The sequence below is a fragment of the Bacillus cereus group sp. MYBK79-1 genome, from assembly GCF_051915365.1.
GTDB lineage: Bacteria > Bacillota > Bacilli > Bacillales > Bacillaceae_G > Bacillus_A.
Genome location: NZ_JBQAEO010000002.1, coordinates 219,858 through 236,569 on the forward strand (window position 1 = coordinate 219,858; position 16,712 = coordinate 236,569).

Genomic DNA, 16,712 nt, shown 5'->3' on the forward strand with positions numbered 1-16,712 from the left:
CCTTTCTTTTCTAATAAGAAACAGGTAAAATAAAAAGAAGAGAAAATGAAGTTTTTACCATATAGTAGAAGCATCAACACCAAGCCTTTACAGTCACTCATGTACTGAAAAAGCAGGAAAAATCCATCATTCCACTATAACATAAAGTGAAACTTTAATCAGTGGGGCATTTTCCACTGATTATTAGCCTTCACCAATCGGGCTTTTACGGGAAGTTTATCTCCATCTAACTCCTTTGATCCAGCCGCACTTTGGGTAGCAGATTTACTTGCCCGCAAATAGCGGGGTAAAGTGAAACTTTAATCAGCGGGGCACACTCGTTATAAGTTGAACGAATTAGGATAATCCAAATTGGGATGGGAGGTATACATCTTTGAATCGAAACTTACTATATATGATATTGCGACTCATATTTGTCATTGTAGCGACGGTAGCCGGGTTCTATGCATTACTATATATGTCAGGACTTATCTACCCTTTTATTATCGCTTTCGCATTTGCTTATTTGATTAATCCTGTCGTCAATTTCCTTAATCAAAAACTACAATTTCCTCGCGCACTCGCAGTACTCGTTAGCTTAATTCTCGTATTCGGAGCTATCGTCGGACTCGTTACATACCTTGTAACCGAAGCAATATCTGCCACAACATACTTACTACAACTTGTTACAGTAAAGTTTCCGGATATCGTTGCATTCGCTCAGCAATTTGCACTTAATCATATTATGCCTCTCTATGATGATTTAATTTCTAAATTTAATCATCTTGGGGAACCACAGCGCTATACGATTACACAAAACATTCAAAACTTAGGAACAGAAGCAACGACGCAAATGAAAGAACTTTTAACTGCTATTATAAGCGGGTTAACAAATTTCATTAGTGCATTACCAACAACTTTAACTGTCCTTGTATTCGTTTTATTAGCCACCTTCTTCATTAGTTACGATTGGCACCGTCTTGCTCAGAAAGTAAGAAAATTTTTGCCCAATCGTGTTCATGGCTATGGAAAAACTATTTTTGTCGATTTAAGAAAAGCTTTATTTGGTTTTGTTAAAGCGCAACTTACACTCGTATCTATGACAACTATTATTGTACTAATCGGACTTTTAATATTACGCGTACCATATGCCATTACTATCGCGATTATTACAGGGGTTGTAGATTTACTCCCGTATTTAGGAACAGGCGCCGTCTTCGTTCCTTGGGTTATATACGTATTTTTCACTGGCGACACCGCTTTCGCCATCGGTCTTCTCATCTTATACATCGTCGTGATTGTCCAAAGACAAATTATGGAGCCTAAAGTACTTTCCTCTAATATCGGTCTTGATCCATTAGCAACACTGATCGCTCTATTTGTCGGCTTTAAACTTTTTGGCTTTTTAGGATTAATCATCGGTCCAGTCATCTTAGTACTACTTAATACATTGCACAAAGCTCGTGTATTTCATGATTTGTGGAAATATATTAAAGGCTCACCTTCAAAATAATAGTTTCTATTTCATATACAACAAAAAACTTACATGTAATCAGTGGGAAATTCCCACTGATTATTCCTTGTACTTATTTTTCACACTCATTACATGCAACGAGAGGATTTTCCCAAAAAAAGGATAATCCTCTTGTTTTTTGCATAGAAAATGTATATTCCGAGGTATTTTTACATATATATTCTATTATTTTCATAATTATTACTTACATTTATTACTTTTTATGTAAATGAATAAATATACAAAACAACATAGAATTAGACTTAAACTAAGCTTTTTACTACTCTCATTTAACTTTTTCACACTAATTAATTCTTTTCACACACAAAAACAAGCTTAAGTTCAGAAATTTTCTCTTAAAACACATTCATTAAGAGCTAATAACTCCTCCTATCACATATCCAATCGAAAAATACACAACAAATAAAACTTTAACTTAAGGATTTTGTCCCCACTCATTATTAATCTTCACCAATCAGACTTTTATCGACAGTCCGATCCCCCTCCACACTCACCAGATTTTAATCAACAGCCCTTTAACCATCCCTTTACCCTTTTGCAGACAAAAAAATAGTGCTTAGATCGCTATAATCTAAGCACTATTTCTGCACAATAATAGTAGAGTTCTTTCTAAACTTCCATTCCATCCACTTCATAACAAATGGCTTCAACAAAGCCCTCGTCATAGGGATAACAAAGATAAAACCCATTATATCCGTTACATATCCAGGAAGTACTAAAAGAATACCTCCTACAAAGATAAAAATACCATCCAGCACTGCCCCTCCTGGCATCTCTCCTCTATTCAACTTAGATTGAATCTCTCCAAGTACTTTAAATCCTTGCCTTTTCGCCAAATAAACACCTACAGCACCCGTAAATACAATCATAGCGAACGTAGACCATAAACCTATTACATGACTCGATCCAATTAAGACTGTAATCTCAATCGCCGGTATTAAAATAAACAAGAATAGTAACCACTTCATAGTTCTACACTCCTCTCACATACCATCACTTTAAACATCCTCACAACGCCCATATGCACCACATAAAAGCCGAATGCATTTCACATCAAACTTCATAATAAACAGCTTATAAAAGCAATTTCAGACGTCTCAAGCTAGCTAGTTTCGCCTCATTTTGTGTAAAAAAAAGAGAAGGACTCCGATCCTTCTCTCCGTATTACTTATAGCACTTCCGCATGTCCATTATAAACAATTCCGCGTGCTGCATCAACTGTTACTTCTTGGCCACTTTTTAAAGTTGCTGTTACGCCGTTTACACCAACGATAACAGGAATACCGATAGATACACCTACAACAGCCGCGTGGCTTGTTAGACCGCCTTCTTCTACAACTAGAGCAGCAGCTTTTTCAATTGCAGGAATCATATCTTTATCAGTGCTTGTTGTAACAAGGATATCACCTTTGTTTACGTTCGCTACAGCTTCAGCAGCTGTTTTCGCTACAACTACTTTACCTTTTGCAGCTTTACGACCGATCCCTTGTCCCTTCGCAACTTCTTCACCAACAACATGGATTTTCATTAAGTTTGTTGTACCAGTTTCAGCAACCGGTACACCAGCAGTGATTACTACAGTGTCTCCAAGTCCGATTAGACCTGCATCCATACCTGTTTGAATTGCAGTATCTAACATTTCGTCAGTAGACGCTGCACGTTTTCCAGCCATAAATGCTTGTACACCCCAAACAAGTGCAAGACGACGTCCTACTTGCTCGTCAGATGTTACAGCTACGATTGGAGATTTTGGACGGTATTTAGAGATCATTTTTGCAGTATGTCCACTTTCTGTTGGAGCTACGATTGCAGCTACATCAAGAGCAAGTGCTGTATGCGCAACAGATTGGCTAATTGCATCTGTAATTGTTGGAGTGAACTCTTTAATACGTTTTTTGAACATATCTTCATATTGTAATGATTTTTCAACACGTACTGCAATGTTAGCCATCATTGTTACTGCTTCTACTGGGTATTGACCAGCAGCTGTTTCACCTGAAAGCATGATTGCATCTGTACCATCGAAGATTGCGTTAGCTACGTCACTTGCTTCCGCACGAGTCGGACGTGGGTTACGTTGCATAGAATCTAACATTTGTGTCGCAGTAATAACTGGTTTACCTAACACGTTACATTTTTTGATTAGACGTTTTTGTACTAGTGGTACTTCTTCTGGTGGAATTTCTACACCCATATCACCACGAGCTACCATTAAACCGTCAGAAACTTCTAGGATTGAATCGATGTTATCGATACCCTCTTGGTTTTCGATTTTTGGTACGATTTGGATGTATTGAGCGTCATGCCCTTCTAATAATTCACGGATTTCTAATACGTCAGACGCTTTACGTACGAATGAAGCTGCGATGAAATCAACTTTTTGCTCGATACCGAAAACGATATCTTTTACGTCTTTTTCAGTGATACCAGGAAGCTTAATGCTTACGTTTGGTACGTTAACACCTTTTTTATTTTTTACAGTTCCGCTGTTTAAAACTTTTGTACGGATGTTTCCATCAGCTTTTTCGATTACTTCTAGTTCGATAAGACCGTCATCGATTAGAATACGAGAACCTGGGTCTACATCGTCATAAAGACCAGCATAAGATACAGAGAACTTCTCTGCAGTACCTAATACTTGCTCAGTAGAAAGAACTACTTCCGCACCTGTTACAAGCTCAGCTTGTCCGTCTACGAAGTCGTGAGTACGGATTTCTGGACCTTTTGTATCAAGTAAAATACCAACTGTTTTACCAGTTTTCTTTGAAGCTTCACGAATGTTTTTAATACGAGCGCCGTGCTCTTCATGGCTACCATGAGAGAAGTTTAAACGAGCAACGTTCATACCCGCTTCGATTAATTGTTCTAATTTCTCAATACTTTCACTAGCAGGACCTATAGTACATACAATTTTAGTTTTACGCATATTGCACCTCCGAAAATTATGAAACCGTTCCCAAATAAAAGACATTAAGCCGATTAGATGGATAATTCTTTAGATAATTGATACATATCTTTATCGATTGTATGCTTTTGAGCTAACGCTTCGATAATGTCATGATCAACAAGTTTATTATCTTGAATACCTACACAACGTCCACCTCTACCAGCAATTAATAATTCAACTGCTCTTGCGCCAAGACGACTTGCTAATACACGGTCTTGTGCACTTGGTGATCCACCACGTTGTACGTGCCCTAATACAGTTACACGCGTATCAAAGTTTGTTGCTTCTTCAATATGCTTACCGATGTCAATTGCACTTCCAACACCTTCAGCCACAATGATAATACTGTGTTTTTTCCCACGTTCACTACCGCGCTTCAGACGAGCAATAACATCTTCCATGTCATACTCTTCTTCTGGAATTAAGATTGTTTCAGCACCATCAGCTAAACCAGCCCATAATGCGATATCTCCAGCATGACGTCCCATTACTTCGATAACATATGTACGTTCATGAGATGTAGCTGTATCACGAATTTTATCAATTGCATCAATAACAGTGTTTAAAGCTGTATCGAAACCAATTGTGAAGTCTGTTCCAGGAATATCATTGTCGATTGTACCTGGTACACCAACACATGGGAATCCTTGTTCAGTTAATTTTTTAGCACCTTGGTAAGAGCCATCTCCACCAATAACAACAAGTCCTTCGATACCGTGTTTCTTTAATTGCTCGATACCTTTTAGTCGTACTTCTGGATCTTTAAACTCAGGACATCTTGCTGTATATAATTTTGTACCACCACGGTGGATAATATCGCCAACAGAACCAAGTTCTAATTTTTCAATATGACCAGAAATTAAACCAGCGTATCCATGGTAAATACCATATACTTCAATATCATGGAAAATCGCTTTACGAACAACTGCACGAATGGCAGCATTCATACCAGGTGAATCTCCACCACTTGTTAATACACCAATACGTTTCATTTGTACTCACCTCATAAAGATTATTTGCCTTATAATAAAATAACACGAAAAAATATAAAAACACAATGGAGAAGATGTGTCTTTTCATAATAAAAACGTGCATTCGCGAAGAGGAACGCACGCTTTTATTATTTTATCCCAATGGAAGCGTTTGAAAACGAAACTTGCCCAATTTTCATATATTTTTCATAACGTTTTTCGATTAATTCATCTTTCGAAATTCCGCTTAATTGTTCAAAAGTTTTCTTAAGCATTAAATCTATATTTTCTGATTGTTTTAAAATATTACGATGCGCTCCGCCTTTTGCCTCTGGAATGATTTCGTCAATTACACCTAATTCTTTCAAATCTAATGCTGTAATTTTCATCGCTTCTGCAGCTTCTTTTGCTTTACCAGCGTCTTTCCAAAGAATTGCCGCCGCACCCTCTGGTGTAATAACAGAATACGTGGAATTTTCCAGCATATGAATGTAATCTCCTACTCCAAGACCTAACGCACCACCACTACCACCTTCACCGATAACAATACAAATAACAGGTACAGTTAAACCCGCCATTTCAAATAAATTACGGGCGATCGCTTCACTTTGTCCACGTTCTTCAGCTGCTTTACCAGGATAAGCTCCCTTCGTATCGATGAAACAAATAATAGGACGATTAAACTTTTCCGCTTGTTTCATTAGACGCAGTGCTTTTCGATATCCTTCTGGATGAGGCATCCCAAAATTACGACGAATATTTTCTTTCGTATCTTTTCCGCGTTGGTGCCCAATTACAGTTACAGGCATCCCCTTATATTTCGCAATGCCGCCGACAATCGCTGCATCGTCGCCAAATAGGCGATCTCCATGACATTCAAAAAAATTAGTAAATAAGTGCTCAATATAATCGAGCGTTGTCGGTCGTTCTGCATGACGAGCAATTTGAACACGGTCCCATACTTTCATATTACCGTATATATCTTCCTCTAATTTTTCTAGCTTGTCTTCCAAAATACGAATCTCCTCACTGAAGTCCATCTGGCTGTTTTTCGTATAGTCTTTCAGTTCACGAATCTTATTTCTTAGCTCAACAACTGGTTTCTCAAATTCTAGCTCTGCCATACAGCCATTTCCCCTCCTTGATGAACTTCTAAAATCTTACGGAGCGATTCTCTCATATCATCACGATGCACCACCGCATCTAATTGACCGTGCTCTAATAAAAATTCTGCCGTTTGGAAATCTTCCGGTAGTTTCTCACGCACTGTTTGTTCAATTACACGTCTACCAGCAAATCCGATAAGTGCACCTGGCTCTGCAAGATTGTAATCACCAAGTGAAGCGAAACTCGCTGAAACCCCGCCCGTCGTCGGGTGAGTCATAACAGAAATAAATAATCCTCCTGCATTACTATGCTTTTTCAAAGCTACGCTTGTTTTTGCCATTTGCATTAAACTTAATATCCCTTCTTGCATACGGGCACCACCCGAAGCAGTAAAGATAATAAATGGAACTTGTAAGTCGTATGCTTTTTCAACTGCACGGGCAATTTTCTCTCCTACAACAGAGCCCATGCTGCCCATTCGAAAACGAGAATCCATTACTGCAACAACAACAAGCATGTCATCAATTGTTCCTTCACCAGTTACAACCGCTTCGTTCAATTCAGTCTTCTTACGATCGCTCTCTAGTTTCTCTTCGTATCCTGGAAACTCGAGTGGATTTAATGAAACCATTTCTTTGTCATACTCACGGAACGACCCTTCGTCCAATATACTATCAAGACGTTCCCACGCATTCATAGGATGATGATATCCACAATTCACACATACTTTTAAATTTTTTAGAACCTCTTTCGTATACATGATTTTTTTACATTTCGGACATTTTGTCATAACGCCATCCGGTACATCTTTTCGTACTTGTTCTGAAGGTATTGCAGCGTACTTTTTCTTTTTCACGAATAAATCTCTTAGCACAATTTGACCCCCTTCGTTGAGAGCTAAGGTTAGCGTAAGAAGAAAATTGGGCTAACACCAAAGTTTGATGTTAGCCTTATCTTCTCAATCTGTCTAATAACCTCACTCTTTACGTTTAACTTTAACCGCTATGCGATAGAATGTTTGTCATAACGTGTCATGGTCATTTCGACAAATTTTATACATTACGAGTGAAACTGTATATTCTCTACTAATTCATCGTAAATTTTTAGTGCATCATTTTCTTGTTTTTCTTCCAAAGTAGCATAAAGCTTTCTATACATATCGATAGAATCCCCTGAAACTTCACAAGAAAGAGTTGATACGTAATCATTTACGATCATCCAAATGCGATATAGTAAATAATTATCGACTTGTTCAATAAGTGTTTTAAAGAACGTTTGATGAAGCATCGGAATTGAGTTTTCATTTTCTTCAAGCACTTGATTTAATTTTCTTAGCACTTTAGAAAACGTTTCTTTCGGTAAATTACATACAATTCGAATCATATCTTTCTCAAGCAATCGTTTTGTTTGTAATAAATCACGAATTGTTTTCTCATCTTGCAGCAAGAACGGCGCAATCAATTGTACAAGACCGTTATCGTAAAAGTTTCGAATAAACGTCCCTTCACCACGTCTCGTTTCAATCAATCCTACCAGTTCTAAAGCACGCAATGCTTCTCTTACAGAGGAACGTCCTACGTTTAAACGTGAACTTAACTCACGCTCAGACGGCAGGCGATCCCCCGCTACCAATCCATCTTCTTCCATAATGGAACGGATTTTTTTTACAATTTCGAGATATACTTTTGTATTTGATGATGTCAATGGAAATTCCTCGCTTATTCTTTACCAATCAGCGCTAATTGTTTTGTTTTCTCAGCAATCTCATTTGGGTCTACTTGACGGCGAGCTACTCCTGTCTCCATTGCAGCTTTCGCAACGTAAGCTGCCACTTGAGGCGCTACACGCGCGTCAAACGGTGCCGGAATGATATAGTCTGCATTCAACTCATCTTCTGCTACAAGCTCAGCAATAGCCTGTACAGCTGCCATCTTCATTTCTTCGTTAATTTGTGTCGCATGTACGTCAAGTGCACCACGGAAAATACCAGGGAACGCTAGTACATTATTTACTTGGTTTGCGAAGTCAGAACGACCCGTTCCAACAACAGCTGCGCCCGCTGCTTTTGCCAATTCTGGCATAATTTCTGGAACTGGATTCGCCATTGCAAAAATAATTGCATCGTCATTCATTGTACGAACCATCTCTTCTGTTAATGCACCTTCTGCAGATACACCAATGAATACGTCCGCACCTTGTACAACATCAGCTAAAGAACCTTCGATACGATTCTTATTTGTATATTTTGCAACTTCATCCTTCACCGGATTCATGCCTGTAGGACGACCATCATAGATTGCCCCTTTACGGTCACACATAATAATGTCGCGTACACCATAGCGATATAAAAGTTTAATAATTGCAATACCTGCTGCACCTGCGCCATTTGCGACAACTTTAATGTCAGACATTTTCTTTCCAACTAATTTTAGCGCGTTCACAAGACCTGCTACTGTTACGATAGCTGTTCCGTGTTGATCATCATGGAAGATAGGAATATTTGTTTCTTTTTTCAAACGTTCTTCAATAATGAAGCAGTTTGGTGCTGCGATATCCTCTAAGTTAACGCCGCCAAAAGTTGGCTCCATTAATTTTACAGTTTCAACAATTTTATCTACATCGTTTGTATTTAAGGCAATTGGGAATGCATCTACACCAGCAAAGCTCTTGAATAATACAGCTTTACCTTCCATTACTGGAAGAGATGCTTCAGGTCCAATGTTACCAAGACCAAGTACAGCCGTGCCATCTGTCACAACTGCTACCATATTTCCCTTCATCGTATATTCATATACCTTACTTTTATCGTCATAAATTTCTTTACAAGGTTCTGCAACCCCTGGAGAATATGCAAGACTTAAATCTTTTGCATTTTCTACTTTTACTTTTGATACAGTTTCTAATTTTCCTTGATGCACTTTATGCATGTGAAGTGCTTCTTCACGAAGTGTTGACAAACTATCCACTCTCCTCAAATTATTCTAGCTGATATCAATTTCTCCAAGTGGTCTGACCACGAACACTACTACTATAATAATCGAAGTGTAGGGAAATTGTCCATTATATTTTCACAACCACATTTTCTTCCCCGACAATTTCACGAAGTGCTCCTAAACATTCTTCACTTGGATGAATCGATAAACTTCGAGATAATTGTACCATTTTATGTTCCTTTTCATAATAAATTAGTACTTTCGCAAAACCTGAATAGTCAAACAACATTTTAGTAACCTGATTTAAAAGCTTTTTCTCATACTGAGACGGTAATTTCACGTAAACAGATGCGTCTTTCTTTTCTTCATACACATCCATTTCTTCTAGTGGATATAGCCCGTTTACAATCCATTGTAACTTATGATTTCTTAGCTCAATCATGCCGTCAACTAAAACAATTGCTCCTTCTTGTAACTTATCTGAGAAATGTATATACGTTTCGGGGAACAGAACTGCTTCCATTTCATCATTTTGATCACAAAATGTAATAAACGCCATCTTTTGCAACTTTTTCGTACGAATCACTCTCACGCTTGTTATATACACGATAGCCCTTTGTACTTTTTTCTTATGTCGCATTGCCTGAGCGAGAGATGGAATTTCTAATTCTTTCGCTAACTTCACATACTGCGCTGTCGGATAGCTTGATAAATAAAAACCTAGTGCTTCCTTCTCTTTATTTAACTGTTCAATGAAAGAGAGCTCTTCTCCTTGTACGTATTTTGATTTTGGAACAGCATCTCCTAAATCACGTGCAAGATTTGCGTACTCTAACGCTCCTTTAAGGCTTTTCCATAAATTCGTTCTCGAAACACCAAAATCGTCAAAACACCCAGACCAGACGAACGCCTCTAGATTTCGCTCTGTTACAAACTTTGATGGCATGCGAAGACAAAATTCAAATAAATCTTCAAACATTTTTTTCTCTCGTTCTTCTAACAAAGCTGTCACTGTAGCCATTCCGATGTTTCGAATTGAAAGTAAGCTGTAACGTATCGCATTACCTTCTATTTGGAAATTGTAACCACTTCTCTGAAGAGACGGCGGCAATACGTGAAAACCCTTCCGCTTCGTTTCTCGTATATACTGCACAATCTTATCTTCATTTCCAATTGCACTTGATAATAATGCTGTCATAAATTCCAGCGTATAATTCGCTTTTAAGTAAGCAAGCTGATATCCAATCATACTGTAGGCTACAGCGTGACTTCGGTTAAAACCGTAATTTGCAAATCTTACAATCAAATCGTAAATTTTCTCTGCGGATGTCTCATCATAACCATTTTGCAAACAACCTTGTACAAAATGCTTACGCTCCTGATCTAAAATATCACGATTTTTTTTACTCACTGCACGGCGTAATAAATCTGCTTCTCCGAGCGAGAATCCCGCCAACTTCGACGCAATTTGCATAATTTGTTCTTGGTATACAATTACACCGTATGTTCTTTCTAAAATCGGTTTTAAATCCGGGTGTAAATATTCAATTTTTCTTTTTCCATGCTTTGATTCAATAAAGGTTGGAATTTGTTCCATTGGTCCTGGTCTATATAACGAGTTAACAGCGACAATATCTTCAAATTCATTCGGTTTTAACCCGCGAAGTACATTTCGCATACCACCTGATTCAAGCTGGAATACACCTGTTGTATCCCCTCTCCCTAACAATTGGAACGTCTTTTCATCTTGAAGTGGTAAATTTCTTAAATCAATTTGTGTCCCCGTCTTTTTCACGATAAACTTTATAATATTTTCAAGTAACGTTAAATTACGTAATCCTAAAAAGTCCATCTTTAACAAACCAAGCTCTTCTAATGCATCCGCTGGATATTGCGTAACATACACATCGTTATGCCCTTCTTGAATCGCAACACTTTCTGTTAATGGCTCTTGACTCATAATAACGCCAGCTGCATGAATAGACGTATGACGCGGTAAACCTTCTACACGTTTTGCAATTTCAAACACACGCTCATGTAACAGATTTCCTTGTATGAACTCACGGAGTGATTGCGATTCCTCATATGCATCTTTTAACGTTATACCGAGCTTTGATGGGATAAGTTTTGAAAAGATGTCAATATCTCGCGGCGGAAGCCCCATTACACGAGCAATATCTCTAATTGCCGCTTTCGCTGCAAGCGTCCCGAACGTTACGATTTGTGCAACACGAAGCTGACCATATTTATCTTTCACATATCGAATCATCTCATCACGTCTTATATCTGGAAAATCGATATCAATATCTGGAAGCGTCACACGTTCGGGGTTTAAAAATCTTTCAAATAATAGATCATATTCAATCGGATCAATATCTGTAATTTCTAATACGTAAGAAACGAGTGAGCCAGCTGCCGATCCACGTCCTGGTCCTGTTAAAATATGATTTTCATGCGCATACTTCATAAAATCCCATACGATGAGAAAATAATCACTAAACCCCATACTAGAAATAACGTTTAATTCATGATTCAAACGCTGTATATGTACTTCTTTCGGCGTACCATAACGTTTCTGCAACCCTTTTTCACAAACGCGGCGTAAATACATATCATTCGTCTCGTTAGCTGGAACAGGAAATTTCGGTAGTTGATTTATATGAAACGGTATTTCCACTCTGCAACGTTCTGCAATTTCTACTGTGTTATAGATCGCTTCTTCTAAGTGAGAAAATAGTGCGTCCATTTCATCTGATGATTTTAAATAATATTGATCCGTTTTCAACCTCGGTCTATCTGGATCAGTCATTTTCGTTCCGCTTTCAACAGATAATAAGCACTCATGAACAAGTGCGTCACTTTGATTGATGTAGCGTACATCGTTTGTTGCAACGACTGGAACATTTATCCTACTCATAAATGCAGGTAATTTCTCTTGCAGGAGCAGTTCATCTTGAATCGCATGATGCTGCAAACTCATATAAAAATTGCCGAACATACTTTGATACATGCGAGCTACTTCTTCAGCTTCACTCTCTTTGTCTTCTAATAATAATTGTTCAATTTCCCCATCTTTACCTGGTGAAATAGCAATTAATCCTTTCGCATAATGGGCGAGCCACTTTTTCGGAATCCCTTCTTTTGACTTCGTCATAATGCTACTAGAAATCTTTAATAAATTTTGATAGCCTATTTCATTTTCAGCAAGTAAAACAAGCGGATAAGATTTTTCGTCTTCTTCACTAAAAATAGAAGCTGTTAAGCCAATAATAGGCTGTATACCATGTTTCTTACATGCTTTATAAAACGGAATAACGCCATACATAACATTTTCATCCGTAATAGCGAGTGATGAAAAACCAAGTTCTTTCGCCCTGACTACAAGCTCATCAATTTTACAAGCACTTTTTAATAAACTAAAAACGGTTTGACATTGTAAATGCACAAACTTCACTGTTGTACCCTCTCTTTACCAATTTGACTACTTTTATTATAGGTGATGAGGAAAGCGGAAATCAAAACATACTTCTTATACTTTGTCCATATATATGAAGAAGAAAGGGGAATGACGATGGATGTAAGAGAACACACTTTTTTCTCTCTGCTTATTATTAGTTATTTTATTGCCTTTGGAGTGATACTCGGTGGTTCATTAATTGGCGGCTTTGGTGCATTTCTTATCGGAAAACCAACTCTCACTTACATTAATCAATTCGCCCAAAATTTAAGAATTTGGGCACTCGTTGCAGCAATTGGCGGAACATTTGATACTTTTTATAGCTTTGAAAGAAGCTTCTTTGGCGGAGATATGAAAGATATCGTAAAACAAATTCTCCTTATTCTTTTCGCAACGGGTGGTATGCAAACAGGTCTTATTATTATTAAATGGCTAACGCAGGAACATGCATGAGAGTACCAAGTGCCAATACAGCAAAAAGATGGTATTTAGTTTTAGCTGGTGCTGCTGTTGGAGGTGTATTGAGCTGGTTTATTTTTTTGTACATATACGGTGTTTTTCAAGAAGAACAAGCTATTAAAATAGCAGAACAAAAAGAAATTATTGAAAAACAAGAAGCAAAGCTCCACGTCCTTCTCGAAGATCAAGAAAAATTGAACACTGAAAATAAACGGCTCTTAACCATTCAAGAGATTAAAATAAAAATAATAAATCGAGAAAAATACGATTTAGACAATCTTACACTAGAAAATATGACTACTTCTATCCATAATGACCTCCAGCATCTTTTAACGAAAAACATTCAAAGTATCGCCAAAAATAAAGACCTGCTCAAAAAGGTAATCGAAAACAAGACGTACAAACATTACGATCGTCTATATCGTTTTAAAGTCGATACGATATCTTTTGATACAGTGCTTGAAATTAGTATTACGATAGAGAAAGAAAAATAAAGAAGGAGGGCTTTAGCGCCACTCCTTCTTTTCGTTTTCATATATAATCTCTTATCTACACAGCTCACGTAAATCAGTAAATAGACGATCCGCTTCTTCCCAAGAAGATGCTTTTGCACCAGAAGCCATCGGATGTCCTCCACCGTTATATTGCATTGCTAATTTATTTATCACTGGTCCTTTTGAGCGAAGACGAACACGAATCACGTCATCTTCCTCTAAAAATAGAACCCACGCCTTTAATCCATCAATATTACCAAGTGCTCCAACAACACCAGATGCCTCAGAAGGAAGTACATCAAACTTTTCTAATACTTCTTTCGTTAATTTAATGTAAGCTGCTCCTTCTTCTACCATCGTAAAGTTTTGTAAAATATAGCCGTTTAAACGAGCAATCTTTTCTTTCGTCTTATACATTTCGTTGTATAAATCTGTGAATTTCACATCCATATCAACAAGCTCACTCACGTAACGAAGTGTTTTTGCTGTTGTATTCGGGAATAAGAAACGACCTGTATCCCCAACAATACCTGCTAAAATAAGACGAGCTGCTTCTTTCGTTATCTGTAATCCTTTATCTTTTCCATAACTGTAAAACTCATAAATCATTTCACTTGTAGAACTTGCTGTCGTATCTACCCACGTAATATCTCCGTACGGATCTTCATTCGGATGATGGTCAATTTTAATTAACATCTTCCCTTTTGCGTAGCGTTGATCGTCAACACGTTCTTGGTTCGCAGTATCACATACAATAACAAGTGCATTTTCATATACACTATCTTCAATATCATCCATTACTCGTAAGTATGCTAGTGACGGTTCATTGTACCCAACCGTATAAATATTTTTCTCTGGAAACGATTCTTGTAGAATGGTACTAAGACCGCCCTGTGAACCTAACGCATCTGGATCTGGACGTACATGACGGTGAATAATAATTGTATCAAACTCTTTAATAGCTCCTAAAATTTGCTCATGCATATGTATAATCTCCTTTTTACTCAACTTCTTCACTTTATCTTCCATTATAACGGAAAGTATTTCATACATGCGAACAATTGCTTTATAATAAAAATTAGAAAGTTTAGATATTTCTTTTTTCTCCACTATTATTTTTCATAAAGCGATGGGAGTGTGCATTATGCCAGTATTAGTCTTCTGTATTATCGTCTCATTTATGTTGTACCTCTTCTATAAAACAAAATACTTTCGTACAAACCGCCCAATGGAGAAAGGTTGGCTCTCAGGAAAATCTGCAATGGCACTCGGTTCATTCGTCTTATTCTTCGGGATAAACCAATTCTTTTTAGACCTTTCAACCGCTCGTATTATCGTTGGTGTCTTATTTGTTTTATTTGGTAGTGCAAGTATATTTAATGGATTTCGCCAATATAAATATTTCTTACCATTAGCAGTGGAAGAAGCTGAATCTGCCTGAAGAAACGTAAAAAAGCATCAACATTGTGATGCTTTTTTACGTCCTCTAACTTTTAAAATCATATATGCAACAAACGCAGAAGGGATATTGAATGGGTTGCCTTGCACATGAAGGTGTAATTGTTCTTCCCCAAAAGACATTTTTTCATATAGCTCTCGCTGAGATAATCCTGTTTTTTTCTTTTTTTCATGTAAACCTTGTAAGTATAAATATTGAATCGGTATCATCACAAGAAAGTAAAATAGTGCGATACTACCAAAAAAGAGTACTGTTGATGACATAATGCATACCACCTTCCAGAAATCCATTTTCTTACAATATAATCATAACATAATATATAACCTAAATGAATTACTATTCTGTCTTTTCTTTATATAACTGTTTCTCCACATAACTCTTTTTCAGCATATTGAACATATCGCCGAATAAAAGCACCAGGATCTTTTCTAATAGGTTCAATATCAAGTCTTAATGGTATTTTTCCTGCCATATAAAAGATTCTTGAAGCAGTCCCAAGTCGAATGGTTGCTTCCGAAATATTTTCCCCATATCCCATCATGAAATTCCCCCATACGTCTTCTAACTGTCCCGAAGCAATTAAATGTAATCTTGGAACACCAATATCAAACTCTTTATACCCAAATCCACATTCATCAAAATCAAGTAAATACCAATCCTCTTTGTCTACAAGAACATTACCAAAATGCATATCCCCATGAATAAATTGTTTTTCTCCTAGTTGAGTTGAATTTGTGAGTTCTAGTATTCTTTCTGCAATTCTCATGCACTTACGCTTATCTGCATGCGATAGAAATGAAGTATTTAGTAATCGTTGTAAAGGCTCATGAATCATCTTTTGCTCGCTATATATAGGTCTTTCATAACCTCTCCAAGTTTGCGGTACTCTTTTGAGCACTTCATTTGTTTTTTCATGAAACATTCGCATGAATGAACCAAGTTTTTCATAATCCCTATCCCTTGGTTCTAAAATTTCACTTCCGTTTATAAACCTAAAGACAACAAAATACCGAGTACTTCCCTCATCTTTCATAACAGATGTGATCCAATCACCATTTTTATTTGCAACTACTTCTGGTACTAACATTTGTTTTTGCATCGCTATTAACCAATGTATTTCAGCCTCTATTTGCTCGGCTATATAACGTCCTTCTCTATACTGCCTAACTACAAATTTATTTTTGCCCGATTCGAATATATATGTTTGATTTTCTCCCCCATGCAACAATGAAACTTCCGTAAGACTATTTAAATTATATTGCTTACATAACTGTTTTTTAGTGTAAAAATCCATTCCTATCCCCCTAGTTCGTATAGTGAAGCATAGTAGTAATTAGTAGCTTAAACTCCTTATCGACTAATCACCAATTTT

Annotated in this window: 15 protein-coding genes; 4 read left to right on the forward strand and 11 right to left on the reverse strand. The window is 37.2% G+C overall.

Going from position 1 to position 16,712, the window contains the following annotated elements; translation table 11 throughout:
* Window positions 1-373: 373 nt before the first annotated feature.
* A complete protein-coding gene (ytvI, locus tag ACTFOB_RS05820) occupies window positions 374-1,492 on the forward strand; it encodes a sporulation integral membrane protein YtvI (RefSeq protein WP_440024973.1) in 1,119 nt (372 codons plus the stop codon).
* Window positions 1,493-2,091: 599 nt separating this feature from the next.
* On the opposite strand, the gene ACTFOB_RS05825 is transcribed toward ytvI, so the two are convergent.
* The 8 genes from ACTFOB_RS05825 to dnaE form a co-directional block, all read right to left on the reverse strand.
* Window positions 2,092-2,481 (reverse strand): FxsA family protein, encoded by a 390-nt coding sequence (locus ACTFOB_RS05825; protein ID WP_440024975.1) that lies wholly within the window; start codon window positions 2,479-2,481, stop codon window positions 2,092-2,094.
* A gap of 200 nt (window positions 2,482-2,681) precedes the next feature.
* Window positions 2,682-4,439, reverse strand: coding sequence for a pyruvate kinase (gene pyk / locus ACTFOB_RS05830; protein WP_151633307.1), 1,758 nt, complete (start codon window positions 4,437-4,439; stop codon window positions 2,682-2,684).
* Between the two features lie 53 nt (window positions 4,440-4,492).
* Window positions 4,493-5,452 carry a 6-phosphofructokinase gene (gene pfkA, locus ACTFOB_RS05835; RefSeq protein ID WP_000821162.1) on the reverse strand — a complete coding sequence of 320 codons (960 nt, stop codon included), beginning with the start codon at window positions 5,450-5,452 and terminating at the stop codon, window positions 4,493-4,495.
* A 128-nt stretch (window positions 5,453-5,580) separates the two neighbouring features.
* The gene (gene accA / locus ACTFOB_RS05840; protein WP_000818786.1) at window positions 5,581-6,555 is read right to left on the reverse strand and encodes an acetyl-CoA carboxylase carboxyl transferase subunit alpha; all 975 of its coding nucleotides are present in this window, start codon (window positions 6,553-6,555) and stop codon (window positions 5,581-5,583) included.
* A complete protein-coding gene (gene accD, locus ACTFOB_RS05845; RefSeq protein ID WP_000942872.1) occupies window positions 6,543-7,412 on the reverse strand; it encodes an acetyl-CoA carboxylase, carboxyltransferase subunit beta in 870 nt (289 codons plus the stop codon). The genes accA and accD overlap by 13 nt, the downstream gene beginning before the upstream one ends.
* A 185-nt stretch (window positions 7,413-7,597) precedes the next feature.
* Window positions 7,598-8,242, reverse strand: a complete 645-nt coding sequence (locus ACTFOB_RS05850) for a FadR/GntR family transcriptional regulator (RefSeq protein ID WP_000204434.1) — start codon at window positions 8,240-8,242, stop codon at window positions 7,598-7,600.
* A gap of 14 nt (window positions 8,243-8,256) precedes the next feature.
* Window positions 8,257-9,465 (reverse strand): NAD(P)-dependent malic enzyme, encoded by a 1,209-nt coding sequence (locus ACTFOB_RS05855; RefSeq protein WP_161796084.1) that lies wholly within the window; start codon window positions 9,463-9,465, stop codon window positions 8,257-8,259.
* A 133-nt stretch (window positions 9,466-9,598) separates the two neighbouring features.
* Window positions 9,599-12,925, reverse strand: a complete 3,327-nt coding sequence (gene dnaE, locus ACTFOB_RS05860) for a DNA polymerase III subunit alpha (RefSeq protein WP_440024978.1) — start codon at window positions 12,923-12,925, stop codon at window positions 9,599-9,601.
* Between the two features lie 42 nt (window positions 12,926-12,967).
* Here dnaE and ACTFOB_RS05865 point away from each other — a divergent pair, with 42 nt between their 5' ends.
* A complete protein-coding gene (locus ACTFOB_RS05865) occupies window positions 12,968-13,381 on the forward strand; it encodes a YtrH family sporulation protein (protein ID WP_151633303.1) in 414 nt (137 codons plus the stop codon).
* Window positions 13,378-13,881, forward strand: coding sequence for a sporulation membrane protein YtrI (ytrI, locus tag ACTFOB_RS05870; protein ID WP_440025100.1), 504 nt, complete (start codon window positions 13,378-13,380; stop codon window positions 13,879-13,881). Before ACTFOB_RS05865 ends, ytrI begins: the two co-directional genes overlap by 4 nt.
* 51 nt (window positions 13,882-13,932) lie before the next feature.
* Here the strand turns inward: ytrI and ACTFOB_RS05875 are convergent, their stop codons facing one another.
* Window positions 13,933-14,865, reverse strand: coding sequence for a DHH family phosphoesterase (locus tag ACTFOB_RS05875; protein ID WP_440024980.1), 933 nt, complete (start codon window positions 14,863-14,865; stop codon window positions 13,933-13,935).
* Window positions 14,866-15,025: 160 nt separating this feature from the next.
* Here ACTFOB_RS05875 and ACTFOB_RS05880 point away from each other — a divergent pair, with 160 nt between their 5' ends.
* Window positions 15,026-15,322 (forward strand): YtpI family protein, encoded by a 297-nt coding sequence (locus tag ACTFOB_RS05880; protein ID WP_440024982.1) that lies wholly within the window; start codon window positions 15,026-15,028, stop codon window positions 15,320-15,322.
* A gap of 17 nt (window positions 15,323-15,339) precedes the next feature.
* On the opposite strand, the gene ACTFOB_RS05885 is transcribed toward ACTFOB_RS05880, so the two are convergent.
* Both ACTFOB_RS05885 and ACTFOB_RS05890 read right to left on the reverse strand, forming a co-directional pair.
* Window positions 15,340-15,603: a DUF3949 domain-containing protein gene (locus ACTFOB_RS05885; RefSeq protein WP_000099739.1), complete on the reverse strand. Its 264-nt coding sequence runs from the start codon at window positions 15,601-15,603 to the stop codon at window positions 15,340-15,342.
* 89 nt (window positions 15,604-15,692) lie between these two features.
* Window positions 15,693-16,634: a phosphotransferase enzyme family protein gene (locus tag ACTFOB_RS05890; protein WP_440024984.1), complete on the reverse strand. Its 942-nt coding sequence runs from the start codon at window positions 16,632-16,634 to the stop codon at window positions 15,693-15,695.
* Window positions 16,635-16,712 lie beyond the last annotated feature (78 nt).

Excerpts from the sequence above, each read along its gene's own strand:
- pyk (WP_151633307.1), bottom strand. The coding sequence starts at position 4,439 with ATGCGTAAAACTAAAATTGTATGTACTATAGGTCCTGCTAGTGAAAGT.
- ytrI (WP_440025100.1), top strand. The coding sequence starts at position 13,378 with ATGAGAGTACCAAGTGCCAATACAGCAAAAAGATGGTATTTAGTTTTA.
- ACTFOB_RS05890 (WP_440024984.1), bottom strand. The coding sequence starts at position 16,634 with ATGGATTTTTACACTAAAAAACAGTTATGTAAGCAATATAATTTAAAT.
- pfkA (WP_000821162.1), bottom strand. The coding sequence starts at position 5,452 with ATGAAACGTATTGGTGTATTAACAAGTGGTGGAGATTCACCTGGTATG.
- ACTFOB_RS05885 (WP_000099739.1), bottom strand. The coding sequence starts at position 15,603 with ATGTCATCAACAGTACTCTTTTTTGGTAGTATCGCACTATTTTACTTT.
- ACTFOB_RS05825 (WP_440024975.1), bottom strand. The coding sequence starts at position 2,481 with ATGAAGTGGTTACTATTCTTGTTTATTTTAATACCGGCGATTGAGATT.
- ACTFOB_RS05880 (WP_440024982.1), top strand. The coding sequence starts at position 15,026 with ATGCCAGTATTAGTCTTCTGTATTATCGTCTCATTTATGTTGTACCTC.
- ACTFOB_RS05855 (WP_161796084.1), bottom strand. The coding sequence starts at position 9,465 with ATGCATAAAGTGCATCAAGGAAAATTAGAAACTGTATCAAAAGTAAAA.
- ACTFOB_RS05875 (WP_440024980.1), bottom strand. The coding sequence starts at position 14,865 with ATGCATGAGCAAATTTTAGGAGCTATTAAAGAGTTTGATACAATTATT.
- accA (WP_000818786.1), bottom strand. The coding sequence starts at position 6,555 with ATGGCAGAGCTAGAATTTGAGAAACCAGTTGTTGAGCTAAGAAATAAG.